The 23,865-nt window shown below is 64.1% G+C and carries 25 protein-coding genes; 18 read left to right on the forward strand and 7 right to left on the reverse strand.

What is annotated here, in order from left to right; genetic code table 11:
* Positions 1-271: 271 nt before the first annotated feature.
* The 6 genes from HT051_RS02930 to HT051_RS02955 all read left to right on the forward strand — a co-directional run bounded on the left by HT051_RS02930 (position 272) and on the right by HT051_RS02955 (position 6,239).
* Entirely contained in the window at positions 272-1,966 is a 1,695-nt protein-coding gene (locus HT051_RS02930) for an alpha/beta hydrolase (protein ID WP_246810284.1), read from the forward strand.
* Positions 1,967-2,004: 38 nt separating this feature from the next.
* On the forward strand, positions 2,005-3,408 hold the full coding sequence (locus tag HT051_RS02935; RefSeq protein ID WP_174540654.1) for a bifunctional enoyl-CoA hydratase/phosphate acetyltransferase: 1,404 nt from the start codon (positions 2,005-2,007) through the stop codon (positions 3,406-3,408).
* A gap of 6 nt (positions 3,409-3,414) precedes the next feature.
* A complete protein-coding gene (locus HT051_RS02940) occupies positions 3,415-4,602 on the forward strand; it encodes an acetate/propionate family kinase (RefSeq protein ID WP_174540655.1) in 1,188 nt (395 codons plus the stop codon).
* 95 nt (positions 4,603-4,697) lie between these two features.
* The gene (locus HT051_RS02945; protein WP_174540656.1) at positions 4,698-5,081 is read left to right on the forward strand and encodes a hypothetical protein; all 384 of its coding nucleotides are present in this window, start codon (positions 4,698-4,700) and stop codon (positions 5,079-5,081) included.
* Between the two features lie 40 nt (positions 5,082-5,121).
* Complete coding sequence (locus HT051_RS02950) at positions 5,122-5,703, forward strand: YqaA family protein (protein ID WP_174540657.1); 582 nt, start codon at positions 5,122-5,124, stop codon at positions 5,701-5,703.
* Positions 5,700-6,239 carry a disulfide bond formation protein B gene (locus HT051_RS02955; RefSeq protein ID WP_174540658.1) on the forward strand — a complete coding sequence of 180 codons (540 nt, stop codon included), beginning with the start codon at positions 5,700-5,702 and terminating at the stop codon, positions 6,237-6,239. The genes HT051_RS02950 and HT051_RS02955 overlap by 4 nt, the downstream gene beginning before the upstream one ends.
* Here the strand turns inward: HT051_RS02955 and HT051_RS02960 are convergent.
* The 5 genes from HT051_RS02960 to HT051_RS02980 all read right to left on the reverse strand — a co-directional run bounded on the left by HT051_RS02960 (position 6,212) and on the right by HT051_RS02980 (position 9,504).
* Entirely contained in the window at positions 6,212-6,778 is a 567-nt protein-coding gene (locus HT051_RS02960) for an HNH endonuclease (RefSeq protein WP_174540659.1), read from the reverse strand. The genes HT051_RS02955 and HT051_RS02960 overlap by 28 nt on opposite strands.
* 500 nt (positions 6,779-7,278) lie before the next feature.
* Positions 7,279-7,944 carry a dienelactone hydrolase family protein gene (locus HT051_RS02965; protein ID WP_333502641.1) on the reverse strand — a complete coding sequence of 222 codons (666 nt, stop codon included), beginning with the start codon at positions 7,942-7,944 and terminating at the stop codon, positions 7,279-7,281.
* Between the two features lie 80 nt (positions 7,945-8,024).
* Positions 8,025-8,516: a bacterioferritin gene (gene bfr, locus HT051_RS02970; protein WP_174540660.1), complete on the reverse strand. Its 492-nt coding sequence runs from the start codon at positions 8,514-8,516 to the stop codon at positions 8,025-8,027.
* Positions 8,517-8,592: 76 nt separating this feature from the next.
* A complete protein-coding gene (locus tag HT051_RS02975; RefSeq protein ID WP_174540661.1) occupies positions 8,593-8,841 on the reverse strand; it encodes a bacterioferritin-associated ferredoxin in 249 nt (82 codons plus the stop codon).
* Between the two features lie 30 nt (positions 8,842-8,871).
* Positions 8,872-9,504: a DNA-3-methyladenine glycosylase gene (locus tag HT051_RS02980; protein ID WP_174540662.1), complete on the reverse strand. Its 633-nt coding sequence runs from the start codon at positions 9,502-9,504 to the stop codon at positions 8,872-8,874.
* 151 nt (positions 9,505-9,655) lie between these two features.
* On the opposite strand from HT051_RS02980, the gene HT051_RS02985 reads away from it, so the two are divergent.
* On the forward strand, positions 9,656-10,921 hold the full coding sequence (locus tag HT051_RS02985; protein WP_174540663.1) for a response regulator: 1,266 nt from the start codon (positions 9,656-9,658) through the stop codon (positions 10,919-10,921).
* Between the two features lie 18 nt (positions 10,922-10,939).
* On the opposite strand, the gene HT051_RS02990 is transcribed toward HT051_RS02985, so the two are convergent.
* Both HT051_RS02990 and HT051_RS02995 read right to left on the reverse strand, forming a co-directional pair.
* Positions 10,940-12,952 carry a protein meaA gene (locus HT051_RS02990; RefSeq protein ID WP_174540664.1) on the reverse strand — a complete coding sequence of 671 codons (2,013 nt, stop codon included), beginning with the start codon at positions 12,950-12,952 and terminating at the stop codon, positions 10,940-10,942.
* A 247-nt stretch (positions 12,953-13,199) separates the two neighbouring features.
* Entirely contained in the window at positions 13,200-13,439 is a 240-nt protein-coding gene (locus tag HT051_RS02995; protein ID WP_174540665.1) for a hypothetical protein, read from the reverse strand.
* A 405-nt stretch (positions 13,440-13,844) separates the two neighbouring features.
* Here HT051_RS02995 and ccrA point away from each other — a divergent pair, with 405 nt between their 5' ends.
* The 11 genes from ccrA to HT051_RS03050 all read left to right on the forward strand — a co-directional run bounded on the left by ccrA (position 13,845) and on the right by HT051_RS03050 (position 23,689).
* Positions 13,845-15,119: a crotonyl-CoA carboxylase/reductase gene (gene ccrA, locus HT051_RS03000; RefSeq protein WP_371740596.1), complete on the forward strand. Its 1,275-nt coding sequence runs from the start codon at positions 13,845-13,847 to the stop codon at positions 15,117-15,119.
* A 124-nt stretch (positions 15,120-15,243) separates the two neighbouring features.
* Positions 15,244-16,083, forward strand: a complete 840-nt coding sequence (locus HT051_RS03005) for a GNAT family N-acetyltransferase (RefSeq protein WP_174540667.1) — start codon at positions 15,244-15,246, stop codon at positions 16,081-16,083.
* A gap of 130 nt (positions 16,084-16,213) precedes the next feature.
* Positions 16,214-17,893 carry an acyl-CoA dehydrogenase family protein gene (locus HT051_RS03010; protein ID WP_174540668.1) on the forward strand — a complete coding sequence of 560 codons (1,680 nt, stop codon included), beginning with the start codon at positions 16,214-16,216 and terminating at the stop codon, positions 17,891-17,893.
* A 51-nt stretch (positions 17,894-17,944) separates the two neighbouring features.
* Complete coding sequence (locus tag HT051_RS03015) at positions 17,945-18,454, forward strand: TspO/MBR family protein (protein WP_174540669.1); 510 nt, start codon at positions 17,945-17,947, stop codon at positions 18,452-18,454.
* Positions 18,447-19,283 carry an SDR family oxidoreductase gene (locus tag HT051_RS03020; RefSeq protein WP_174540670.1) on the forward strand — a complete coding sequence of 279 codons (837 nt, stop codon included), beginning with the start codon at positions 18,447-18,449 and terminating at the stop codon, positions 19,281-19,283. The genes HT051_RS03015 and HT051_RS03020 overlap by 8 nt, the downstream gene beginning before the upstream one ends.
* A 43-nt stretch (positions 19,284-19,326) precedes the next feature.
* Positions 19,327-19,518 carry a twin transmembrane helix small protein gene (locus HT051_RS03025; RefSeq protein WP_174540671.1) on the forward strand — a complete coding sequence of 64 codons (192 nt, stop codon included), beginning with the start codon at positions 19,327-19,329 and terminating at the stop codon, positions 19,516-19,518.
* A gap of 57 nt (positions 19,519-19,575) precedes the next feature.
* Positions 19,576-20,151 carry a cob(I)yrinic acid a,c-diamide adenosyltransferase gene (locus tag HT051_RS03030; protein WP_174540672.1) on the forward strand — a complete coding sequence of 192 codons (576 nt, stop codon included), beginning with the start codon at positions 19,576-19,578 and terminating at the stop codon, positions 20,149-20,151.
* Between the two features lie 43 nt (positions 20,152-20,194).
* The gene (locus HT051_RS03035) at positions 20,195-20,911 is read left to right on the forward strand and encodes a rhomboid family intramembrane serine protease (RefSeq protein WP_174540673.1); all 717 of its coding nucleotides are present in this window, start codon (positions 20,195-20,197) and stop codon (positions 20,909-20,911) included.
* Between the two features lie 130 nt (positions 20,912-21,041).
* On the forward strand, positions 21,042-21,791 hold the full coding sequence (locus HT051_RS03040; RefSeq protein ID WP_174540674.1) for an electron transfer flavoprotein subunit beta/FixA family protein: 750 nt from the start codon (positions 21,042-21,044) through the stop codon (positions 21,789-21,791).
* The gene (locus HT051_RS03045; protein ID WP_174540675.1) at positions 21,791-22,735 is read left to right on the forward strand and encodes an electron transfer flavoprotein subunit alpha/FixB family protein; all 945 of its coding nucleotides are present in this window, start codon (positions 21,791-21,793) and stop codon (positions 22,733-22,735) included. The genes HT051_RS03040 and HT051_RS03045 overlap by 1 nt, the downstream gene beginning before the upstream one ends.
* 27 nt (positions 22,736-22,762) lie before the next feature.
* Entirely contained in the window at positions 22,763-23,689 is a 927-nt protein-coding gene (locus tag HT051_RS03050) for a 3-hydroxybutyryl-CoA dehydrogenase (RefSeq protein WP_174540676.1), read from the forward strand.
* Positions 23,690-23,865 lie beyond the last annotated feature (176 nt).

Consider the following 23,865-nt stretch of genomic DNA (forward strand, 5'->3'; position numbering starts at 1 on the left):
GAGGGTGAATTTTTCGCTCTCCTTCCGGCGCGGCCCCCCCTGCGGCATCCTTGCGCAGGACAGAAACCTTTCGGTTTTTCACCATTTCTTCGCGCTAGAGGTTGAAAAGGGAGTCTTTGCTGAGACCCCGCCGACGAGATGCGAGGAGTGGCGATTTATGAATGCTCCGACGATGAACCTGCCCGTGCCCGTCGCGGGCGTCGACCGCCCCAATTTGCCGGCGATCTACGGATCCGAGGAAGAACGCGAGGCCTTCGCCGCCATCGACAGTATGGCGAATGCGGTGATGGCGCGCTTCACCCTCGGCATGTCGCCGCAAGCGATTTCGCTGGCCTTCGCCGATTGGGGGCTGCATCTGGCCTCATCGCCGGGCAAGCGGCTGCAGCTTGCGCTGGACGCCTATCACAAGTCGGTCCGCTTCGGGACATACATGCTCGATTGCGCGGTGCAGCATGACGCGGCGCCTTGCGTCACCCCGGCGCCGCGCGACAAGCGCTTCACCGGCGAGGGGTGGAACCACCCGCCTTACCGGTTTTTGTCGCAAAGCTTCCTGCTGGCCGAGCAGTGGTGGGAAGCGGCAACCCGCGGCGTGCTGGGCGTCTCGCCGCATCATCAAGACGTGGTCTCGTTCACCGTGCGGCAATGGCTGGATGTCTGGTCGCCGAGCAACGCGCCTTGGGCCAATCCCGACGTGGTGCAGCGGACACGCGAAACCGGCGGCGCCAATCTGGTGAAGGGCTTTCATAACTGGGTGGAGGATGCCAGCCGGCAGCTGGGCGACCAGCCGCCTGTGGGCGCGGAGAAATACGAGGTCGGCGAGGAGGTCGCGGTGACGCCGGGCAAGGTGGTGTTCCGCAATCATCTGATCGAGCTGATCCAATACGCCCCCAGCACCGAGACGGTCGAAGCGGAGCCGGTGCTGATCGTGCCGGCCTGGATCATGAAATACTACATCCTCGACCTGTCGCCGCATAACTCGCTGGTGAAATTCCTGGTCGATAAGGGGCACACGGTGTTCTGCATCTCCTGGCGCAATGTGACGGCGGAGGATCGCGACCTCTCCTTGGAGGATTACCGGCGGCTCGGGGTGATGGCGGCGCTGGATGCGGTCAACCAGATCGTGCCGGAGCAGAAGATCCACGCTACCGGCTATTGCCTGGGCGGCACGCTGCTTTCGCTCGCCGCGGGCGCCATGGCCGAGGTGGGCGACGAGCGGCTGGCCAGCATGACGCTGTTGGCGGCGCAGACCGACTTCACCGAGCCGGGCGAGCTGGAGCTGTTCATCGACGACAGCGAGGTGGCTTTCCTGGAAAGCATGATGTGGGAGCAGGGCGTGCTCAAGGGCAGCCAGATGGCCGGCACCTTCCAGCTGCTGCGCTCCAACGATCTGATCTGGTCGCGGCTGATCCACGACTATCTGATGGGCGAGCGGATGCCGATGTTCGATCTGATGGCGTGGAACGCCGATTCGACGCGGATGCCCTATCAGATGCATTCCGACTATCTGCGCAAGCTGTTCTTGCGCAACGATCTGGCCACGGGCCGCTACATCGTCGACGGGCGGCCCGTGGCGATCCAGAATATCCGCGTGCCGCTCTTTGCCGTCGGCACCGAGAAGGATCATGTGGCGCCTTGGCGTTCGGTCTATAAAATCCATAACCTGGCGTCGACCGAGGTCACCTTCGTGCTGACCAGCGGCGGGCATAATGCCGGTATCGTCAGCGAGCCGGGGCATAAGGGGCGCAGCTTCCGGAAGCGGAGGACCGAGGCCCATGGCGAGTGCCACAGCCCGGAGGAATGGGTGGCGCTGACCGAGCCGCAAGAGGGAAGCTGGTGGCCGGCCTGGGAAGCCTGGCTGAGCGCGCATTCCGATGCGGACCGGGTGCAGCCGCCTTCGATGGGGGCGCCGTCGGCCGGTCTGTTCCCGCTGGAGGATGCGCCGGGCAGCTATGTGCGGCAACGCTAGAGGCAAGCAAGGCTGGGACCCGAATGTCCATGGATGTGATGAGCAAACCGCTACTGACCAATCGGACTTTCGACGAGCTTCAGATCGGCGATACCGCCTCGCTGGTGCGTCTGGTCGGCGATGACGACATCAAGCTGTTCGCCGCCGTCTCCGGCGATGTGAACCCGGCCCATGTCGATGCCGCCTATGCGGCGCATGACAGCGCCGGCCATGTGGTGGTGCACGGGCTTTGGACCGGGAGCCTGATCTCCGCTCTGCTCGGCACCGAGCTGCCGGGGCCGGGCACGGTCTATGTCAATCAGGACTTCAATTTCAAAGTGCCGGTGGCGCCGGGCGACACCATCACCGCGACGGTGACGGTGCGGGAGAAAGATCCGGAAAGCCGCATGGTGGTGCTGGATACGGTCTGCGCCAATGAGCGGGGCGAAGAGGTGCTGACCGGCACCGCCAAGGTGATCGCGCCGACGGAGAAGCTGGCGGTGCCGCGCATGGCGCTGCCGGAGGTGACGCTGCACCGGCACGACCGTTACGAGCGTTTCGTGGCGGAGGCCAAGGCGCCGCCGCCGCTCGCCACCGCGGTGGTGCATCCGTGCAGCCCCGAGGCGGTGCAGGCGGCGATCGAGGCGCGCGACGAAGGTCTGATCGCGCCGCTGCTGGTCGGGCCGGAAGCCAAGATCCGCGCCGCGGCCGAGACGGCCGGCGTTTCGCTGGATGGGCTCACCATCGAATGCACCGAGCATAGCCATGCCGCCGCCGAGCGCGCGGTGGAGCTTGCCGCCGCCGGCACGGTGGATGCGCTGATGAAGGGGAGCCTCCACACCAACGAGCTTCTCGGCGCGGTGGTGGCGTCGGGCTCTGGGCTGCGCACCGAGCGGCGGATCAGCCATGTCTATGTGCTCGATGTGCCGGCTTATCCGAAGCCGCTGATCGTCACCGATGCGGCGATCAATATCGCGCCGAGCTTGGATCAGAAGCGCGATATCTGCCAGAACGCCATCGACCTGCTGCACCGGCTCGGCATCGAGCAGCCGCTGGTCGCTGTGCTGGCGGCGGTGGAGACCGTCGATCCGGCCATGCCGGCAACGGTGGATGCGGCGGCGCTTGCGGTGATGGCGAAGCGCGGGCAGATCACCGGTGCGCTGGTGGACGGGCCGCTCGCCTTCGACAACGCGGTGAGCTTCGATGCGGCGCGGATCAAGGAGATCACCTCGCCGGTGGCGGGGCAGGCCGATATCCTGCTGGTGCCGGATTTGGAGGCCGGCAATATGCTGGCCAAGCAGCTGATCTATCTCGGCGGCGCCGATGCGGCGGGGCTGGTCTTGGGGGCGCGGGTGCCGATCATTCTGACCAGCCGCGCCGACAGTCTGAAGGTGCGGCTCGCCTCGGCGGCGCTGGCCAAGCTTGCGGGCGTCGACCGCCCGGCCGGGTTCAACGCCGATTGAGGGATCATGACCGATAAGGTTCTGCTGACGTTCAATCCCGGCTCGTCGACGGTCAAGCTGGGGCTCTACACGCTTGAGGCGACGGGCGTGCGGCGGCTCGGCGGCGGCATGATCGATCTTCGCCATACGCCGCTGAAGCTTGTGATCGACGACGGGACTAGGACGCGGGAGGTCAGCCTCAAATCTCCTTTGAGCGAAGACGTGCACGAGGTGATCGCCGAGACCCTGGACTGGATCTCGCATCATATTCCGTCCGGCGAGATCGCAGGGGTCGGGCACCGGGTGGTGCATGGCGGCGATCTCTTCACCGGCCCGGTGCTGATCACGCCGGAGGTGGAGGCAGGCATTGCGGAGCTGATACCGCTGGCGCCGCTGCATCAGCCGAAAGCCGTGCGGCTGATCCGGGCGGTGCGCCGGCTCTGGCCCGACCTTCCGCAGACCGCCTCTTTCGACACCGCCTTCCACGGGCAGCAGACCGACCTGGTGCGCCGTTTCGCCATTCCGCGGGAGCTGTTTGACGAAGGGATCAAGCGCTACGGCTTCCACGGCTTATCTTATGCCTATATCGCCGGTGCGCTGAAGAGACAGGCGCCGGAGCTGGCCGAGGGCCGTGTGGTCATCGCTCATCTTGGCAGCGGCGCCAGTCTTTGCGGCATCGAAGGCGGTATCTCCCGCGACAGCAGCATGGGGTTCTCCACCCTGGACGGTATCCCGATGGCGACGCGCTGCGGGGCGCTCGATCCCGGCGTGTTGCTGCATCTTCTGGAAGAGCGGGGCGACAGCATCGAAACGGTCGACGACATGCTGTATCACCGCTCCGGCCTGCTTGGGGTGTCGGGGATCAGCGCCGATAGCCGCGATCTTCTGGAGAGCGAGGCACCGGCAGCGGCCGAGGCCATCGATCTGTTCTGCTTCCGCATCGCACAAGTCACCGCCCAGATCGCGGTGACGCTGGGCGGGCTGGACGGTTTCGTGTTCACCGCCGGGATCGGCGAGAACCAGCCGGAGGTGCGGACCAAGGTCATGCAGCATCTTGCCTGGCTCGGCGCTTCGCTGGACGAGGCGGCCAATGCGGAGAATGCCTTCAGCATCCATGCGCCCGACAGCCGGCTTGCGGTGCATGTGATGGCGACCGACGAGGAGCAGGTGATCGCCAGCGAGGCCTTTACCCTCTTGGCGGACGCCGCCGCTTAAGCAAGCTTTGCGCGATTTCAAGCATGGCGCTTTGCTTGCGCTTTCTGTAAGTCATTCTCCTGAAAACCAAGACAAACTGGAGGAGACCGGATTCCATGACGAGCCTTCCGGCGAATTTCTATCATGTGCGTCTGGAGCTGGCGCGCGAGCCCGAGCATCCGACCGGCGAAGCCGAATACGGCTATGACGTCGTCGCCCCGCTGGACGAGATGGGCAAGCTGGATGCGGATAACTGGCGCGCCCACAAGGACGACTGCCGCGTGCGCCGCTTCCGCCCCAATGAGGATGACGAGATCGGCAAGCTGGCGCGCAAGCCCGGCGGCTCCTGGTATTTCGACTATGCCGAGGGCGACGAGGACGACGAGTCCGGCTACCGGCTGGGCGAGGAGCATTTCATCGCCGGGGAGTATGTTTCGGTCCGCGAGGATGACGGCGAGATGCACACCTATGTGGTGAAGTCGGTGGTGCCGCTCAGCTAAGCGGCGGACCTCAAATACGGCCACTCACGGCGGACAACACATGCTCCAGCGTCTTTACGACAAGATCATCGCGCTTTCCGATACGCGTTACGCGGTCTGGGTGCTGGGCGCGGTGTCGTTCGCCGAAAGCTCGTTCTTCCCGATCCCGCCGGATGTGGTGCTGGTGCCGATGGCGCTGGCCAATCCGGCCAAGGCGCGGCTCTACGCGGCGTGGTGCACCATCACGTCGGTGCTCGGCGGCCTGCTCGGCTATGCCATCGGCGCGCTTCTATGGGACACGGTGGGGGCGTGGCTGATCTCGGCCTATGGCTATGGCAACAGTTTCGAGACCTTCCGCGCCGCCTATGCCGAATGGGGCGCCTGGATCATTCTGATCAAGGGGCTGACCCCGATCCCCTATAAGCTGGTCACCATCGCCTCCGGTTTTGCCGGATACGATCTTTGGGCCTTCATCGTGCTGTCGCTGATCACCCGCGGGGCGCGGTTCTTCCTGGAGGCGGAGCTGCTGCGCTATTTCGGCGAGCCGATCCGCGACTTCATCGAGAAGCGGCTGACCCTGGTGACCACCGGGTTCCTCGGCATCGTGGTGCTCGGCGTGGTTTTGGCGAAATACGCGTTTTGAACAAGATCTTGCATAAGCAATGGGGCCGGCTCGGCATCTCCAGCCTCGTGGTGTCGGAGATCGGGCTGCTCACCATCATCGGCGCGCTGGCCTTCCAGTATTACGGCTATGCGCCCTGCCATCTCTGCCTGCTTGAGCGCTACGCGTTCTATTTCGGCGTGCCGACAGCGGCGCTCGCCTTCGCGCTGACGGCGCTCCGTCCCGGATTTTCGCGCTTTCTGCTGCTCTTGGTCGGGCTCGGCTTCCTGATCAATTTCGGGCTCAGCGTCTATCATGTGGGCGTCGAGTGGCAGTGGTGGGCAGGGCCGGCAAGCTGCACCGGCGCCACGGACGCGTCCGACTGGCGGGCGCTGGCCGAGCAGCTGAAAAACACCGACGTGGTGCGCTGCGACGAGCCGGCCGTGACCGTGCTCGGCTTCTCGCTGGCGTTTTGGAACGGGGTGGTCTCGCTGTTCCTGGCAGGGCTTGCCTTCTATGGCGCGGCGGCGCCGAAGAAAGACACCGAGCCTTACGGCTCCAGCTCGGTATCCCAGTAGAGATAGTCGAGCCAGCTTTCGTGCAGATAGTTGGGCGGGAACAGCCGTCCGTTGCGGTGTAGCTGGAACACGGTCGGGCGGTGCGGTTTCTGTGCCGGCTGCATCTTGGCCACGGCAGGCATCTCGCCGCCCTTCTTCAGATTGCACGGCGCGCAGGCGGCGACGACATTGTCCCAGCGGGTTAGGCCGCCGCGGGAGCGCGGGATCACGTGATCGAAGGTCAGGTCGTGGGGCGAGCCGCAATACTGGCAGGTGAAGCGGTCGCGCAGGAACACGTTGAACCGGGTGAAGGCCGGATAGAGGGCAGGCCGCACATAGCTCTTCAGCGAAACCACGCTGGGCAGCTTGATCTCGAAGGAGGGCGAGTGAACGGCGCGCTCGTATTCGGAAACGATATTGACCCGGTCGAGGAACACCGCCTTGACGGTTTCCTGCCAGGACCAGAGCGACAGCGGATAATAGCTTAGAGGCCGATAGTCAGCGTTCAGCACGAGGGCCGGGAATGAACCAGGGGAAGCTGAAGCAGTTGCGACGGTCAACTGACCAAGTCCTCAAAGAATCGCCCGTCGCACTCGGGAGCCTCGTTTGACACCGGCGGAATACTATAGGGCCGTGTCAGTTATGTGAAGAACCCTAGATACAGTAGGTGCCGCGCAGAAACGCTGAAAAACACCGGTTTTTGCAGATGAACACCTTTTGTTTGGTTTCGCCGGTTCAGAATCGGCGCGAAACTGGCCACCGATCTTGAGCGATGCGGGAAATGAGGAGGAACGCAATGCTTAGAGGTGCTTTGTTCGGTCTTGCCGCCATCTTGCTGGCCTGGTCCGGGTCTGCCGCGGCGGCGGATTCGAATTCCAGACGGGTCGAGGGCTGCCCGGCGGCGTATCAGACCTGCAAGTCGATTTGCATGAGCAAGCTGCGGCCGGGCCAGTGCCGGGCCGCCTGCAAGGTGCAGTATAACGAGTGTTTGCGGAAAAGCGGGCAATAGGCCTCGCGCCAGGCTGGCGCGGGCCAGCGCCCGTTCTGCCGGTCTTGCCGTTTAGGCGTTTGGCGTCAGACTCTGCTTGAGGAAGCCGCCGCCGAGCATCAGCCCTTGCTGGTCGATGCCGTGGCCGAGCCCCTGGCACACATGGCATTCGACGGCGATCTCGAGCTGGCCGAGGGTGTTGCGCGTCATGACATGGGCTTCCAGAGGGATCACCGGATCCATATCGCCGTGGACCAGCAAGATGCGCGGGGCTTTCGTGGCGATATCCTCGGCGAAATCCATCGCCGCGATGGTGCCGGAATAGCCGAGGATCGCCGCGGGCGGCTTTTCCCGCGACAGGCCGACGGCAAGCGCCATCATGGTGCCCTGGCTGAAGCCGACCAGTGCGAGCTCGTTCGGCGTCAGGCCGTTGCGCTCGAGCTCGGCATCGACGAAGGCGTTGAGGATGGGTTTCGCCTCAGCAACGCCGCGGGCGTATTCCTCCACATCGCGGGCCTCCAGGGGAAACCATTCGCGGCCCATGGGCGACATGCCGCAAGCATGCGGCGCGTTGGGCGAGACGAAGGCCGCGTCTGGCAGAAGCGGGGCCCATTGGGCGCCGAGGCCGATCAGGTCGTTGCCGTCGGCGCCATAGCCGTGCAGGAGGATGACGAGCTGTTTGGCCGGGCCGCCCGATGCGGGCGCAAGCCGTGGGCCTTCGAGTGCGGGAATAGACATCCCACCTATAAACCGGATTTCGGCCTAAATCGAAAGCCCCGACTTGCTGCGCCCGCTATGCTCGCGCCGGTTTCGCGGCCTCAATCTTCGGGCTGGTTGTTGGCCGGATCGGCGTTGAGCATGCCGTAATTCTGGACGCCGATTTCTTTGATCAGGCTGAGCTGGGCCTCGAGATAGTCGATATGGCCTTCTTCATCGGCCAGCAGCTCCTCGAACAGATCCTTGGAGACGTAGTCCTCTTCCTTCCGGCAGCAGGCGCGGGCCTCCATGTAGAGGGCGCGGGCGCCGTATTCGGCCTTGAGATCGCACTCCAGGATCTCCTTGATGTTCTGGCCGATCATCAAAGGATCGAGGCGCTGCATATTGGGGAAGCCTTCGAGGAAGACGATGCGGCTGACCAGCTTATCGGCGTGCTGCATCTCCTCGATGGATTCGGCGCGCTCCTTGGCGGCGAGCTTGGTGAAGCCCCAATCCTCCAACAGCCGGTAATGCAGCCAATACTGATTGACCGCCGTCAGCTCGGAGGTCAGCGCCTTGTTCAAATATTCGATGACTTGCGGATTGCCCTTCATTCTCTCTCACTCCCAATCTCAACCGTGGACGCATCATGGCGGTTTCTCTCGGCAACCGCCAGGGGGCTAACAGGGGCTAAGGCGAGGGACGGGACCCGGCTCCGATGCGGCGCGCAGGGGCGGTCTGGGCGCTGGGATCCTCGTCGTCGTAAGCGACCATCAGGCGCGTGATCAGCGGCAGGCAGGTGCCGCAGGAGGGGCGTTTGCCGAGATATTTGTAGATCAGGCCCGGTGTGAGCACGACGAGCGGATCACGGGTACGGAGCGCCGTGACGGCTTCCTCGATATCATGATCGGAGATCATGGCGCAGGAGCAGACGATCATCGCAAGAGCTCACGAAAAGGGTTTGGCCGGTCAGGCGGCGGGTTTGCGGTTCGCCGCATAGTAGGACCATAACAGCCGGGCCGCCACGCCGCGCCAGGGACGCCAGGGCTCGGCGAGGATTACCATCTGCTTCGGATCGGGCCGCTCGGGCAAGGCCAGCGCCTGCATCGCCGCATATTGCAGGGCAAGATCGCCGGGCGACCAGGCATCGGCCCAGCCCAGACAGAACATCATATAGATATCGGCCGTCCAGGGGCCGACGCCCTTCAGCGCGGTCAGGGCCTCGCGGAGCTCGTCCTCCGGGGCGTCCCGCAAGGCGTCCAGATCGAGGGCGCCGGAAGAGACCGCCTCGGCAACACCGCGCAAGGTGGCGATCTTGCCGGCGGAGAGGCCGGCGCTGCGCAGCGTATCGTCGCTTATGGTTAAGAACGCATCGGCCTCGAACGGTGTGATGAGGGCCTCCAATCTTCCCCAGATTGCAGCGGCGCTTGCGGTGGAAAGCTGCTGGCCGGTCACGATGCGGGCAAGGCCTGAGAAGCCTGCCTCATGGCGGCGCAGCGGCGGAAGGCCCGCAACGTTATGGGCTTTTTCCAGATGCGGGCAGCACGCGATGAGGGCGGCAAGGCCCTCTTCGATGTCGTCCACGGTCTCGATGATGCGCATGGCGGTCCGTGCCGGGGCTTAAGATCGGGGAAGAGCGGCAGGCCTTAACCTGCTGATCGGTCTGGTGCTCGCGGCAAGAAAATTGCCGTGCCGCCTTAACCCCTCTTTTGCGATCGGGGGCCTATCGTCCGGCACAATCAGGGAGAAAACAATGCGCTCTGGAGAGCTTCGGCCGGGTCCCCATCGGGGCGGCTCCGGCGAACGGACCGATTCCATCTCGGCGCTGAGCAAGGCGCTCGACGAGGAGCGGAAAAAGCGCGCGAAGGCGGAGGAATCCGACCGCGCCAAATCCGAGCTCCTGGCGCTGGTCAGCCACGAATTGCGTACCCCTATGGGGGCGGTGCTGGCGATGTCGGAGCTGCTGCTTGCGGGGCCTTTGGAATCCACCCAGCGGCGCTATGCCGAGACGTTGCAGCAATCGGCGCGCGGGCTGCTCTCCGTACTCAACGAAATTCTCGATTTCTCCAAGCTGGAAGCCGGGCGCTTCGATCTCGATCCGGCGCCGTTCGATCTGCGCGAGCTGTTGCGCGACATCACCGCCGGGCTGGAAGTGCGCGCCGAGCGCAAGGGTCTTCGCTCGGGGAGCGAAGTGGCCGCCGCTGTGCCGCGCTATGTTTATGGCGATGCCGGGCGCTTGCGGCAGATCCTCACCAATCTCTCCGACAATGCGGTGAAGTTCACCGAGCATGGCTCGGTGCGGCTGGAGGCCGATGCGGTGCGGGGCGCGGAGCGGACGAGCGTCACCATCGCTATCGCCGATACCGGCGTGGGGCTTTCGGCGACGGACCGGGCGCGGCTGTTCGAGCCCTATGTTCAGATCGATCGCAAGGTGGCCGCCGAATATGGCGGCACCGGGCTTGGCCTGTTCATCGCCCGCAAGCTTGCCGAGCTGATGGACGGCGAAATCGGCTGCGAAAGCATTCCCGGCAAGGGCAGCCGCTTCTGGGTGACGCTGCCGCTGCAATTGGCCGATCCCGCTGCGGTGCGGCCGGAGGAGGAGGCGGAGCCGGAAGGCGGGCTCAAGGGCACGGTGCTGGTGGTCGAGGATAACGCGGTGAACCGTATGCTGATCGGCGCCTATCTCGATGAGTTCGGCGTGCGCCACGAGATGGCGGCAGGCGGCGAGGAGGCTTTGCGCCTGCTGGCGGCCAAGCCGGTGGATCTGGTGCTGATGGATATCATGATGCCGGAGCTGGACGGGATCGAGACCACGCGGCGCATCCGGGCGCTGCCGGGACCGGTGAGCGAGGTGCCGGTGGTGGCGCTGACCGCCAACGCCATGCAAGGCGACAAGGAGCATTACCTTGCCGCCGGCATGAACGGCTACGTGGCCAAGCCGATTCACGGGCGCGAGCTCTATGAAGAGGTTGCGGCCTATCTGGAGCCGGCAAGCGCCAAGACCGGCGCGTTGCGCTAGAAAGCTTTACCGCGGCTGCTAGACCGCGGCGGCTTCCGGCACCTTCTCTTCCAGCCCGCGCTCCACCAGATCGATCATGCCGTTCATGATGTCGTTGAGCTGGAAATCCTTCGGCGTGTAGATGGCGGCCGCCCCGCATTGGCGCAGCACGTTCTCGTCCGCCTTGGGGATGATGCCGCCGACCACGACGGGAATATGCCCCATCCCTTCGTTGCGCAGGCGATTGATCACGTCGCGCACCAGCGCCACGTGGGAGCCTGAGAGGATGGAGAGGCCGATGATATGGGCCTTGCTCTCCTTGGCCTGCTCGACGATCTGCTCCGGGGTCAGCCGGATGCCGTCATAGACCACCTCCATGCCGCAATCGGATGCGCGGACGGCGATCTGCTCGGCGCCGTTGGAATGGCCGTCGAGGCCGGGCTTGCCGACGACGAAGGTCATGCGGCGGCCGAGCTTCTTGGAGACGGCATCGACCCGCTCGCGCACCTGCTCCAGCCTGGCCTCGTCCATCTGGTGCTTGGCGCCCATGCCGGTGGGGGCGCGGTATTCGCCGAACACCTCGCGCAGGATCTGGCCCCATTCGCCGGTGGTGACGCCGGCCTTGGCCGCGGCGATGGAGGGCTCCATGATGTTGCGGCCCTCTTGCGCGGCGGCTTTCAGATCGATCAGCGCCTGCTGCACCGCCTTGTTGTCGCGCTGCTGGCGCCAGGCCTGCAGTGCCGCGACCTGCTCCATCTCGACATGCTCAGGCACGGTGAAGATGTCGTTCTCGCCGGCGGAAAGCGGCGAGGGCTCGGTCTCGGTCCAGCGGTTGACGCCGACCAGCACCTGCTCGCCGGTCTCGATCGCCTCGATGCGTGTGGCGTTAGAGGCGATCAGGCTGTCCTTCATGTAGTCGATGGCCTGCACCGCACCGCCCATGGCGTCGATCTTGGACAGCTCCTCGCGGGCCTCGGCTTTCAGCTCCTCGACCTTCTTCTCGATCTCCTCGGAGCCGTCGAAGATGTCGCCGTATTCCAGAAGATCGGTCTCGTAGGCCATGATCTGCTGCAAGCGCAGCGACCATTGCTGGTCCCAGGGGCGCGGCAGGCCGAGCGCCTCGTTCCAGGCGGGAAGCTGCACGGCGCGGGCGCGGGCTTTCTTGGACAGCACCACGGCCATCATGGCGAGCTGGATGCGGTAGACGTTGTTCTCGGGCTGCGGTTCGGTGAGGCCGAGCGAGTTCACCTGCACGCCATAGCGGAAGCGGCGGAATTTCGGGTCCTCGACGCCGTAGCGGTTGAGGGTGATTTCGTCCCACAGATCGACGAAAGCCCGCATCTTGCACATCTCGGTGATGAAGCGGACGCCGGCATTGACGAAGAAAGAGATGCGGCCGACGACGTTCGGCATCTTCTCCGGATCGATCTCGCCCGATCCCTTTACCGCATCGAGCACGGCCTGCGCCGTGGCCAGCGCGAAGGCGAGCTCCTGGGCCGGCGTCGCACCGGCTTCCTGCAGGTGATAGGAGCACACATTCATCGGGTTCCATTTCGGAACCTCTTTCGATGTGTAGACGATCATGTCCTTGATTAGGCGCATAGAGGGTTCCGGCGGGAACACGTAGGTGCCGCGGGAGAGATATTCTTTCAGAATGTCGTTCTGGGTGGTGCCTTGCAGCAGTTTGCGGTCGACGCCTTGCTCGTCGGCCAGCGCGATATAGAGCGAGAGCAGCCAGGCGGCGGTGGCGTTGATGGTCATCGACGTGTTCATCTCGCCGAGCGGGATGCCGTCGAGCAGCGCGCGCATATCGCCGATATGGGAGACCGGCACGCCGACCTTGCCGACCTCGCCGCGGGAGAGCACGTGATCGGAGTCGTAGCCGGTCTGGGTCGGCAGATCGAAGGCTACCGAAAGGCCGGTCTGGCCCTTGGCGAGGTTCTTCCGATACAGCTCGTTCGACGCCTTGGCGGTGGAATGGCCGGCATAGGTCCGGAACATCCACGGCTTATCGCGCTTCACTTCGCCCGGGGTTTTTTCGTCGGCTGCCATCTGTCTTCCACTCTCTCTTCCGCCACTTTCGTCGCGACTAGCGTAAATCCGCCCGCGTGCAGCTGCAACGCGAAGACGCGAGGGTACGCTTTCTAGTCGCGCAGCAACAATTATAGCAAACGAAATGAAGAAAGCCGGTGCGCCGGATCGCGGCACCACCTCGGCGTGCGGAGCGGTCTCAATCCGGGCAGTCAGGGCAAGACGGACGGGATAGCCTTGCCCTTGTCCAACCGCGTGCTCAGAGGCGCTATTCGCGGCTCTCGTCGGCCTTTTCGAGCATATCGGCCTCTTCGCTGACGCCGAGCTCGTCTTGCGCATCGCCGCCGCCGATGGCCTCTTCTTCCTGCTGCATCGCTTCGGACGACACGCTGTCCTCCGCGGCAAGCTGGATGCGGGTTTGATGGCCGGCTTGATCGGCGGCAAAGCCTGCTGCCGGGAGCCCTAGAAGCACGGCGAGAGTTGCCGCAAATGCCGTCATTTTCACCATGTCGAAATCTCCTCCCGAGATGCCGGTCTGCGGTTCAGACCGGGCGACGTTACCATGCTGCGTTCAAAACCATGCCGCGTTCAAAAAACGCCGGTGCAAAGCTGCAGTTCCCGGCGCTGGAACCCTGGCTGAACATAGCTGTTCTGCAATAGGGATAGGCGCTTAACGCGGGTTATACACGGAACTCAGGGAATCCGCTGGGCAGAGCCTCCGGTTTTTGGTAACGCTCCCACCGATCTACAGATGCGGTCCTTGCTTTACGGTACAAACAGGCCGTAAAGGACCGCCCTGGTGTAACGGTTGCAGTTGCGAAGGGGATCGCAGAAGATTGCGGCAGCGCAATATGATGCGAATTTGTATAGAGTTTTGGGGGAGAAACGGATGAATGAGATGTCGCTAGCCTCAATGTCAGGGGAAGAGGCACCCGTCAAAGACCTCTATGAGGTCGGCGAGATTCCCCCCCTCGGCCACGTTCCGAAGAACATGTATGCCTGGGTGATCCGCAAGGAGCGCCACGGGCCGCCGGACGAAGCCATGCAGATGGAAGTGGTGCCGACCTGGGAGCTGGATTCCCACGACGTGCTGGTGCTGGTGATGGCCTCGGGCGTCAACTACAACGGCATCTGGGCCTCGCTTGGCGAGCCGATCTCCACCCTCGACGTGCATAAGAATCCGTATCACATCGCCGGCTCCGACGCCTCGGGCATTGTCTGGGCGGTCGGCTCGAAGGTGAAGCGCTGGAAAGTCGGCGACGAGGTGGTGATCCACTGTAATCAGGACGACGGCGACGACGAGGAATGCAACGGCGGCGATCCGATGTTCTCGCCCTCGCAGCGCATCTGGGGCTACGAGACGCCGGACGGCTCGTTCGCGCAGTTCGCGCGGGTGCAGGACCGCCAGCTTCTGCCGCGCCCCAAGCATCTGACCTGGGAAGAGGCGGCTTGCTACACGCTGACGCTCGCCACCTCCTACCGCATGCTGTTCGGCCACCGGCCGCATACGCTGAAGCCCGGCCATAACGTGCTGGTCTGGGGGGCTTCCGGCGGTCTCGGCTCGATGGCGATCCAGCTTTGCGCCACTGCCGGCGCCAACGCCATCGGTATCGTCTCCGAAGAGGACAAGCGCGAGTTCGTGATGTCCCTCGGCGCCAAGGGCGTGATCAACCGCAAGGATTTCAATTGCTGGGGGCAGTTGCCCAAGGTCGGCACGCCGGAATACGACGAGTGGAACAAGGAAGTCCGAAAGTTCGGCAAGGCGATCTGGGACATCACCGGCAAGGGCGTGAATGTCGATTGCGTGTTCGAGCATCCGGGCGAGGCGACCTTCCCGGTCTCGACCTTCGTGGTGAAGCGCGGCGGCATGGTCGTGTTCTGCGCCGGCACCACCGGCTTCAATCTGACCATGGATGCCCGCTATGTGTGGATGCATCAAAAGCGCATCCAGGGCTCGCATTTTGCGCATCTGTTGCAGGCCAGCCAGGCCAACCGGCTGGTGGTGGAGCGCCGCATCGATCCGTGCATGTCGGAGGTGTTCCCTTGGGCGCAGATTCCGAAGGCGCATATGCGGATGTGGAACAACGAGCATCAGCCCGGCAATATGGCGGTGCTGGTGAGCGCCCCGGTGACCGGCCTGCGCAGCTTCGAGGATGTGCTTGAGGCAAGCGCGCAGATGAAGAGCTAGAGCGGATCTTCGGCTCAGATTGGTTTTGAAAAGCGCCGGGGCGATGCTCCGGCGCTTTTTTGTTGAAGGTGTCTTCAGCCGTCTGACGCCCTAATCGGCGCAAGGCTAAGGAGGAGTGCCGAAGATGGGCTACGAGATCCGCACCATGCCGCTTGCCGAGGTGGAAAAGACCCTCGACTGGGCCGCGCGGGAGGGATGGAATCCCGGTCTCCACGACGCGGAATGCTTCTACGCCATCGACCCGGAAGGCTTCTTCATGGGGGTGCTGGACGACACGCCCATCGCCCGCGCCGCGGTGCTGAATTACGACGACACCTTCGCCTTTGCCGGGCTCTATATCGTCGACCCTCAGTACCGCGCCCATGGCTATGGCATGGCGCTGGTCGAAGCCATCATCCCCCATGCCGGGGACCGCAATATCGGCATCGACGGGGTGGTGGAGATGCAGGCGAAATACGAGCTGCTCGGCTACCGTTTCGCCCATCGCGATCTCCGCTACGGCTTCACGCCGGAGGAGACCAAGCCGCGAGACCCCAATATCGTACCCGTCGCCGAGATCCCGTTCGGCGATCTTGCCGCCTATGACCGGCAGCATTTTCCGGCCCCGCGCGAAGCCTTTCTGCAGCGCTGGGTGGCGCCGGAGAACGGCGTGGCGCTTGGCTATGTGGCGGATGGCGAATTGCGCGGCTATGGGGTGATCCGGCGCTGCCGGGAGGGGTTCAAGCTCGCCCCGCTCTTCGCCGATACGCCCGACATCGCCGAGGCGCTGTTCGATGCGCTTTCAAATCACGGGCAAGGCGCGGCAATCACCATCGACGTGCCGGAACCCAATACGGCCGGGCTGAAACTGGTGCAGGCGCGCGGGCTCAGCCCCGTGTTCGAATGCGCCCGGATGTATCTGAAGGGCGATCCGGAGCTGCCGCTTGCCAGCATTTTCGGCCTGACCAGCCTGGAAGCGGGCTAAATGCGGCATTTCCGGCATCTCTGACATTTGACGATGCGGCGAATTAGGCTTTAAGGGATGGTTCCCTTCGGCGGCTGGGCGCACGGGCGCTGCCGCCGTCACGATCTTTCGAAAGGACATTTCGGTGAGTATGGCTGGCGAAACACTGGATACGCCTGAAGATGCACGTCTGTCCGACCTCGTCCCCTTGCTGAAGGCGGCGGCGGAGGCCTCCGCCGCTCTGGGCAAGAAGGCGACCGAGGCGATGGCGGCGCGGCTTGCCCCGAGCGGCAAGGTGGACGGTGCGGCCCTGGAGCGCGATGAGCACGCCGCACACGGGCTGGCCTGGCTTGAAACCTATGTCGAATGCATCCGCCAGGCTGCGTCCTATGCGGAGCGCATGACCGAGGAAGGCCGCTTCGGCGAGATGGAATCGCTGCTCACCCAGATCGGCACCGGCGAATATCTCGCTCAGATCGCCGGCGGCGTGGTGATGAGCCAGGTCGAGGTGATCCGGCTGGAGGAGCTCGGGCTCACCGATGCCGACCGCCAGGAGTTCCTGACCGACGAGGTGAAGACGCTGATCGGCGCCAACACTCCGGCGGCGCGCGCCAAGGCCACCGGGCTGATCCAGGACGCCCACGGCAACGTCACCTATGGCGATACCGGCCTCGACGAGATGACCGAGGCGATGCGCGAGGAGATGTTCCGCTTCTCCGAGGCCGAGGTGGTGCCAAATGCGCATGAGTGGCATCTGAAGGACGAATACATCCCGATGGAGCTGATCTCGGCCCTGGCCGAGCTCGGCGTGTTCGGCCTGACCATTCCGGAGGAATTCGGCGGGCTGGGGCTCGGCAAGGAGGTGATGTGCGTCGTCTCCGAGGAGCTGTCGCGCGGTTATATCGGCGTCGGCTCTCTGGGCACCCGCTCGGAGATCGCCGCGGAGCTGATCCTGTGCGGCGGCACCGACGCGCAGAAAGCCGAATGGCTGCCGAAGCTCGCCTCCGGCGAGATCCTGCCGACGGCGGTGTTCACCGAGCCGAATACCGGCTCCGACCTCGCCTCGCTGACCACCCGCGCCAAAAGGGACGGCGACGAATATTCGATCACCGGTCAGAAGACCTGGATCACCCACGCCGCCCGCGCCGATCTGATGACGGTGCTGACCCGCACCGACCCCGATCAGAAGGGCTATCGCGGCCTGTCCATGCTGCTGGCGCCGAAGCCGCGCGGGAATGACGAGAATCCCTTCCCGGCAGAGGGCATGTCCGGCGGCGAGATCGAGGTGCTCGGCTATCGCGGCATGAAGGAGTTCGACATCTCCTTCGACGGCTTCAAGGTGCCGGCGGCCAATCTCCTCGGCGGCGAGGAAGGCCAGGGCTTCAAGCAGCTGATGCAGACCTTCGAGGCGGCCCGCATCCAGACTGCGGCGCGGGCTATCGGCGTGGCGCAAGCGGCGCTGGATCTCGGCCTCCGCTACGCTACGGAGCGGGTGCAGTTCGGCAAGCCGATCATCAATTTCCCGCGCATCTCCGACAAGCTGGTGATGATGGCGGCGGAAATCTCCATGGTGCGGCAGCTCACCTATTTCGCCGCGCGGGAGAAGGATGCCGACCGGCGCTGCGATCTGGAGGCCGGCATGGCCAAGCTGCTTGCGGCGCGGATCGCCTGGGCAGCAGCGGACAATGCGTTGCAGATCCATGGCGGCAACGGTTTTGCGCTGGAATACGCTATCAGCCGGGTGCTGTGCGACGCGCGTATCCTCAACATCTTCGAGGGTGCAGCGGAGATCCAGGCCCACGTCATCGCGCGGCGCTTGCTGGAATCGTAATGGATCTGGGCACCGGGACCGGCAGCGGATTGGAAAACGGAGAGTGGCGTCATGGCTAAAGGGGTGACGCGGAATTCTCCGCTGATGAACATGATGATGCACGCGCTGATCGCGGCGGCCGTCTGCTTCATGGCGGCGGCGGTCGGCGGCATGTTCGTCACGCCCGAGGCGGTCGCCTGGCTGGAGACGCTGGCGAAGCCCGGCTTCCATCCACCCGATTCGGTGTTCATGCCGGTCTGGACGGTGCTCTACGCCATGATGGCGGGGGCGCTGTTCTGGATGTGGCGGACCAAGGATGCCAGCGAGGAGGACCGCAAGCTGGCATTCAGCTGGTTCGGCGCGCAGCTGGTGCTCAATGCGTTCTGGCCCTTCGCCTTCTTCTATATGCAGAGCCCGCTTTTCGGGCTGCTGGTGTCGTTCGCGCTGCTGGTCGCCATTGCCGGCACCATCGTGGTGTTCGACCGCATCTCGCGCGGTGCGGCCTTGCTGCTGGTGCCGTATCTGCTCTGGGTCTGCTTCGGCACGGCGCTGACCTTCGCCATCTGGTTCATGAATGGTTGAGACGGACGAGGCCCGCAGCATTCTCATAACCGGATGCTCGTCAGGGATCGGGCGGGCCGCAGCGGAAACCATGCTCAAGCGGGGCTGGCGGGTCTTTGCCACGGCGCGCAAAGACCAGGATCTCGTCGCGCTGGCGGGTTCCGGTGCCGAGGCGCTCTATCTCGATTATGCTGAGCCGGACTCCATTGCCGCTTGCGCCGATGCCGTGCTGGAGAAAACGGGCGGTCGGCTGGATGCGCTGTTCAATAACGGCGCCTACGGCCAGCCGGGCGCGATAGAGGATTTGCCGGTTGAGGCGCTGCGGGCGCAGTTCGAGGCCAATGTGTTCGGCTGGCACGATCTCACCCGCCGTTTCCTCCCCGCCATGCGGGTGCAAGGCGCCGGCCGGATCGTGTTCTGCTCCTCAGTGCTGGGGCTGATGGCGGCCCCTTTCCGCGGCGCCTATTGCGCTTCGAAATTCGCGGTCGAGGCGCTGGCCGACACCATGCGCATCGAGCTTGCCGGCAGCGGCATCCATGTGGTGCTGATCGAGCCGGGGCCGATCGCCACCCGCTTCGTCGAACATGCGCTGGAGGCCTATCGGCGCAATATCGACATGCAGAATTCCGTCCATCGCGCGACCTACGAGGCGCGGATCGCCAAGATGGAGGAAGGCGGGAGCCAGACCTTCAAGCTGCCGCCGGAGGCGGTGGCGGCGAAGCTGGTGTCGGCGGTGGAGGCGTTGCGCCCCAAGCCGCGCTATTATGTGACGATACCGACCTATGCGGCGGCGCTGTTCCGGCGCGTCTTGCCGACACGCGCTCTCGACGCTGTGGCCGCGCGGAACTAATCTCGCAGCCCGCAAACGGCCCGTTACGCCCCAGGAGGCACAGATGGAAAAGATGGTATTCTATGCGATCCCGTTCGCGCTCGCCGCGGTGGCGATCGTGCTTGGGCTCGGGCTTTGGAACATGCTGCGCGAGGGGAGCCCCAGCCGCAGCCAGACCTTGATGCGCTGGCGCATCATCTTGCAGGCGATCGCAATCGTCCTGGTGATGACGGCGATCTATTTCATGAGCGACTAGACATCCCCGCTCTTCGCGGATTGGGGTAAGGATTTCAGAGTTTACGAGGTTCGGCCGATGGTGGTGCTCAACAAGATCTATACGCGCAGCGGCGACGAGGGGACGACGGCGCTCGGCACCGGCGACCGCGTCGCCAAATACGATCTGCGCGTGGAGGCTTACGGCACCTCCGACGAGACCAATGCGGTGATCGGGCTTGCGCGGCTTCACACGCGTGAGACAATGCCGGAGCTCGATGCCATGCTGGCGCGGATTCAGAACGATCTGTTCGATCTTGGCGCCGATCTGTGCTTCCCCGCCGACGAGGACGGGACGGAGCGGCTCACCATCTCGGCCTCGCAGGTTGCGCGGCTGGAGAGCGAGATCGACGAGATGAACGGCGAGCTGGAGCCGCTACGGTCTTTTGTCCTGCCGGGCGGCAGTCCGGCGGCGAGCTATCTCCATCTGGCGCGCACGGTATGCCGCCGGGCGGAGCGTTTGATGGTGGAACTTCGGGCCAAGCCGGACGAGCCGGTGAACCCGGAGGCGCTGCGCTATGTTAATCGTCTGTCGGACTTCTTCTTCGTGGCGGCGCGGTTCGCCAACGGCAAGGGGAAGAACGACGTGTTGTGGGTTCAGGGGCAGAACCGCTGAAGGCGGCTGCGGCAGGAGAGGTCGGGGTGCGGCCTGAAGTCAGTTGGTTTTCATTCCTCTCCACGACACCAATCCCCTCAAGACGATCCGCTACCAATATGTGACGGTCGGGATCATCGCCCTGAACGTCCTGATCTATCTGATCTTTCAAAGCGGCTGGGTGCTGCCGGCGGACGATCTGACGGGGACGGAGTTCGCCGTGGTGCCGGCCCAGCTGTTCAGCGTCACCTGGGTCGGGGAGGGGTATGCCGACACCACGGTCTACCATATCCCGGAGCGCTTCACGCTCGTCACCTATATGTTCCTGCATGCCGGCTGGCTGCATCTTCTCGGCAATATGCTGTTCCTCTGGGTGCTGGGCGACAATGTCGAGGATGCGATGGGGCATGTGCGCTTCATCATGTTCTATCTGATCTGCGGCATTTCGGCCGGGCTGGTGCATGCGCTGATGCTGCCCAACTCGGAATTGCCGCTGATCGGGGCGAGCGGGGCGGTGGCGGGCATCATCGCCGCCTATCTGATGCTGCATCCGCGGGTGAAGGTTTGGGTACTTGCGCTTTGGCGCGTGCCGATCAAGATTAGCGCCTTCTGGGCCTTGGGCTTCTGGATCGTGTTTCAGCTCGGCAATCTGGTGCTGGATCACGACGGGGATGTCGCCTGGTGGGCCCATGCCGGGGGGCTGGCAACAGGAGCGCTGTTAATCCTCTTCATGCGCCGGCGCGGCGTTCCGCTCTTCGACCGTACGCGGGGCGGGGCGTGAGGCGTTTGCGCCGGGGCGGAGCATTGACTCGTTTTTGGCCCGGCAGTACGTTCCGGGGCCATTTCGCAGGTGCGAAAGACTCCGGAGTGGGGGGAGTGTTTGGAGAGTCCGGAAAAGGAATAAAAAGCGTATGAAAATCCTGGTACCCGTGAAGCGGGTCGTTGATGCAAACGTCAAGATTCGAGTGAAGTCCGATGGTAGCGGCGTAGACCTCGCGAACGTGAAGATGGCGATGAATCCGTTCGACGAGATCGCCGTCGAGGAAGCCCTCAGGATCAAAGAACGCGGCGAAGCCGACGAGGTGGTTGCCGTCTCCATCGGTGAGACGAAATCCCAGGATACGCTGCGTACCGCGCTTGCCATGGGCGCCGACCGCGCCATTCTGGTGAAGACCGATCAGACGGTCGAGCCGCTCGGCGTCGCCAAAATTCTCAAAGCGCTGGTGGAGAAGGAAAGCCCGGATCTGGTGATCATGGGCAAGCAGGCGATCGATAACGACTGCAATCAGACCGGTCAGATGCTGGCGAGCCTGCTGGGCTGGCCGCAAGGCACCTTCGCCTCCAAGCTGGAGCTGGCCGACGGCAAGGTGAAGGTCACCCGCGAGATCGATGGCGGTCTTGAGACCCTGACCCTGAACAGCCCGGCCATCGTCACCACGGATCTGCGCCTCAACGAGCCGCGCTACGCATCTCTACCCAACATCATGAAGGCCAAGAAGAAGCCGATCGACGAGACGAGCCCGGATGAGCTCGGCGTCGATATCGCCCCGCGCCTGACGCTGGTCTCCATCGCCGAGCCGGCGGCGCGCGAAGCCGGTGTCATGGTGGAGAGCGTGGCCGAGCTGGTCGACAAACTGAAGAACGAAGCGGGGGTGCTGTAATGGCGACGTTGCTGCTTGCCGAACACGACAATGAGAGCCTGGCGCCGGCCACGGCGAAGGCGCTTTCCGCTGCTAAGGATTTCGGCGGCGATGTCGATATCCTGGTCGCGGGCAAAGGCGCGCGCGGCGTTGCCGAACAGGCGGCGAAGCTCGCCGGCGTGAACAAGGTGCTGCTGGCCGATGCCGATCAGCTGGAGCATCACCTGGCCGAAGAGACCGCCGCGCTGCTGCTGTCGCTGGCCGACGGCTATGACGTGATCCTCGCCCCGGCGACCACCATGGGCAAGAATGTGCTGCCGCGCGTCGCCGCGCAGCTCGACGTGGCCCAGGTTTCCGATATCGTCGAGGTGAAGGCGCCCGATACTTTCGTGCGCCCGGTCTATGCCGGCAACGCCATGGCAACGGTGAAGAGCTCCGATTCCAAGATCCTTGGCACCATCCGCACCACCGCCTATAGCGCGGCGGAAGAGGGCGGCTCGGCTTCCATCGAGGAGGTCTCGGTGCCCGATGCGGTCGGCATCTCAAGCTTCGAGAGCGCCGATATCGTGCAGAGCGACCGGCCGGAGCTGACCGCGGCGCGGATCGTCATCTCCGGCGGCCGCGGCATGCAGTCGGGCGAGAATTTCGGGAAGCTGATCGAGCCGGTGGCAGACCGTCTCGGCGCGGCCGTCGGCGCCAGCCGTGCGGCGGTGGATTCGGGTTTCATGCCCAACGATCACCAGGTCGGCCAGACCGGCAAGGTGGTGGCGCCGGAGCTTTATATCGCGGTGGGTATCTCCGGCGCGATCCAGCATCTGGCGGGTATGAAGGACTCCAAGGTGATCGTTGCGATCAACAAGGATGCCGAAGCCCCGATCTTCCAGATCGCCGATTACGGGCTGGTGGCCGATCTCTTCGAGGCGCTGCCGGAGCTCAATAGCGAGCTCGAAAAGGCCGGCCAATAGCAACGGGTAGGGATGGAGACGGCCTCGATGGGCGCAAACGAAGAAACAAATAATGCACCGGATCGTGGCCCCTCCGCCGGGCCGATCGCCAAGGTCGGCGTCATCGGCGCTGGCCAGATGGGCAACGGCATCGCCCATGCGGCGGCGCTGGCCGGGTTCGACGTCGCTCTGAACGATCTGGAGCGCGAGAAATTCGACGAGGCGATGGAGGTGATCGGTAAGAACCTCGATCGCCAAGTCAATTCCGGCAAGATCACCGCAGACGAGAAGAAGAAGGCGCTGGGGCGGATCAGCTTCGCCGAGACCTATGCCGATTTCGCCGACGCGGATCTGGTGGTCGAGGCGGCGACGGAAGAAGAGACCATCAAGCGCAAGATCTTCGTGGCGCTGTGTCCCTTCCTGAAGCCGGATGCGATCGTCGCCAGCAACACCTCCTCGATTTCCATCACGCGGCTTGCCGCGGCCACGGACCGGCCGGAGCGCTTCATCGGGCTGCACTTCATGAACCCGGTTCCGGTGATGGAGCTGGTGGAGATCATCCGCGGCATCGCCACGGAAGATGTGACCTTCACCCGGGCCAAAGAGTTCGTCAGCAAGATGGGCAAGACCGTCGCGGTGTCGGAAGATTTCCCGGCCTTCATGGTCAACCGCATTCTGCTGCCGATGATCAACGAGGCGGTCTATACGCTTTACGAGGGCGTCGGCTCGGTGGACGCCATCGACACGGCGATGCGGCTTGGCGCGCATCACCCGATGGGGCCGCTGCAGCTGGCCGATTTCATCGGTCTGGATACCTGCCTGTCGATCATGCAGGTGCTGTATGAGGGGCTGGCCGATTCCAAATACCGGCCCTGCCCGCTTCTGGTGAAATATGTCGAGGCGGGCTGGCTGGGGCGGAAGTCCAATCGCGGCTTCTACGACTATCGTGGCGAGACGCCGATGCCGACGCGCTAGGCGCGGGCCGGGGTTTCCCGGTTCTCAAATTGAAATGAAATGCCGCCGGCTCATGTCAGGCGGCATTTTTTATGGCTGATATTGGATGAGGCCGGTCTCCGGCAGACGTAAAAAAAGGCCACGGCCGCCTATCGTGCAGCCGTGGCCAACTTTGTTTTTGCGAAACGCTAGAGCCC

It is taken from the genome of Methyloligella sp. GL2, assembly GCF_013341275.1.
Lineage (GTDB): Bacteria > Pseudomonadota > Alphaproteobacteria > Rhizobiales > Methyloligellaceae > Methyloligella.

What these genes read in the sequence shown, in the direction of transcription:
- HT051_RS02930 (WP_246810284.1), top strand. Translation starts at nt 272, where the DNA reads ATGGCGAATGCGGTGATGGCGCGCTTCACCCTCGGCATGTCGCCGCAA.
- HT051_RS03020 (WP_174540670.1), top strand. Translation starts at nt 18,447, where the DNA reads ATGGTTGAGACGGACGAGGCCCGCAGCATTCTCATAACCGGATGCTCG.
- HT051_RS03010 (WP_174540668.1), top strand. Translation starts at nt 16,214, where the DNA reads ATGGCTGGCGAAACACTGGATACGCCTGAAGATGCACGTCTGTCCGAC.
- HT051_RS02995 (WP_174540665.1), bottom strand. Translation starts at nt 13,439, where the DNA reads ATGGTGAAAATGACGGCATTTGCGGCAACTCTCGCCGTGCTTCTAGGG.
- HT051_RS02980 (WP_174540662.1), bottom strand. Translation starts at nt 9,504, where the DNA reads ATGCGCATCATCGAGACCGTGGACGACATCGAAGAGGGCCTTGCCGCC.
- HT051_RS03050 (WP_174540676.1), top strand. Translation starts at nt 22,763, where the DNA reads ATGGGCGCAAACGAAGAAACAAATAATGCACCGGATCGTGGCCCCTCC.
- HT051_RS03030 (WP_174540672.1), top strand. Translation starts at nt 19,576, where the DNA reads ATGGTGGTGCTCAACAAGATCTATACGCGCAGCGGCGACGAGGGGACG.
- HT051_RS02975 (WP_174540661.1), bottom strand. Translation starts at nt 8,841, where the DNA reads ATGATCGTCTGCTCCTGCGCCATGATCTCCGATCATGATATCGAGGAA.
- HT051_RS02985 (WP_174540663.1), top strand. Translation starts at nt 9,656, where the DNA reads ATGCGCTCTGGAGAGCTTCGGCCGGGTCCCCATCGGGGCGGCTCCGGC.
- HT051_RS03015 (WP_174540669.1), top strand. Translation starts at nt 17,945, where the DNA reads ATGGCTAAAGGGGTGACGCGGAATTCTCCGCTGATGAACATGATGATG.
- HT051_RS02950 (WP_174540657.1), top strand. Translation starts at nt 5,122, where the DNA reads ATGCTCCAGCGTCTTTACGACAAGATCATCGCGCTTTCCGATACGCGT.
- HT051_RS03045 (WP_174540675.1), top strand. Translation starts at nt 21,791, where the DNA reads ATGGCGACGTTGCTGCTTGCCGAACACGACAATGAGAGCCTGGCGCCG.
- bfr (WP_174540660.1), bottom strand. Translation starts at nt 8,516, where the DNA reads ATGAAGGGCAATCCGCAAGTCATCGAATATTTGAACAAGGCGCTGACC.
- HT051_RS02990 (WP_174540664.1), bottom strand. Translation starts at nt 12,952, where the DNA reads ATGGCAGCCGACGAAAAAACCCCGGGCGAAGTGAAGCGCGATAAGCCG.
- HT051_RS02935 (WP_174540654.1), top strand. Translation starts at nt 2,005, where the DNA reads ATGAGCAAACCGCTACTGACCAATCGGACTTTCGACGAGCTTCAGATC.
- HT051_RS03040 (WP_174540674.1), top strand. Translation starts at nt 21,042, where the DNA reads ATGAAAATCCTGGTACCCGTGAAGCGGGTCGTTGATGCAAACGTCAAG.
- HT051_RS03025 (WP_174540671.1), top strand. Translation starts at nt 19,327, where the DNA reads ATGGAAAAGATGGTATTCTATGCGATCCCGTTCGCGCTCGCCGCGGTG.
- HT051_RS02940 (WP_174540655.1), top strand. Translation starts at nt 3,415, where the DNA reads ATGACCGATAAGGTTCTGCTGACGTTCAATCCCGGCTCGTCGACGGTC.
- ccrA (WP_371740596.1), top strand. Translation starts at nt 13,845, where the DNA reads ATGTCAGGGGAAGAGGCACCCGTCAAAGACCTCTATGAGGTCGGCGAG.
- HT051_RS02945 (WP_174540656.1), top strand. Translation starts at nt 4,698, where the DNA reads ATGACGAGCCTTCCGGCGAATTTCTATCATGTGCGTCTGGAGCTGGCG.
- HT051_RS02965 (WP_333502641.1), bottom strand. Translation starts at nt 7,944, where the DNA reads ATGTCTATTCCCGCACTCGAAGGCCCACGGCTTGCGCCCGCATCGGGC.
- HT051_RS03005 (WP_174540667.1), top strand. Translation starts at nt 15,244, where the DNA reads ATGGGCTACGAGATCCGCACCATGCCGCTTGCCGAGGTGGAAAAGACC.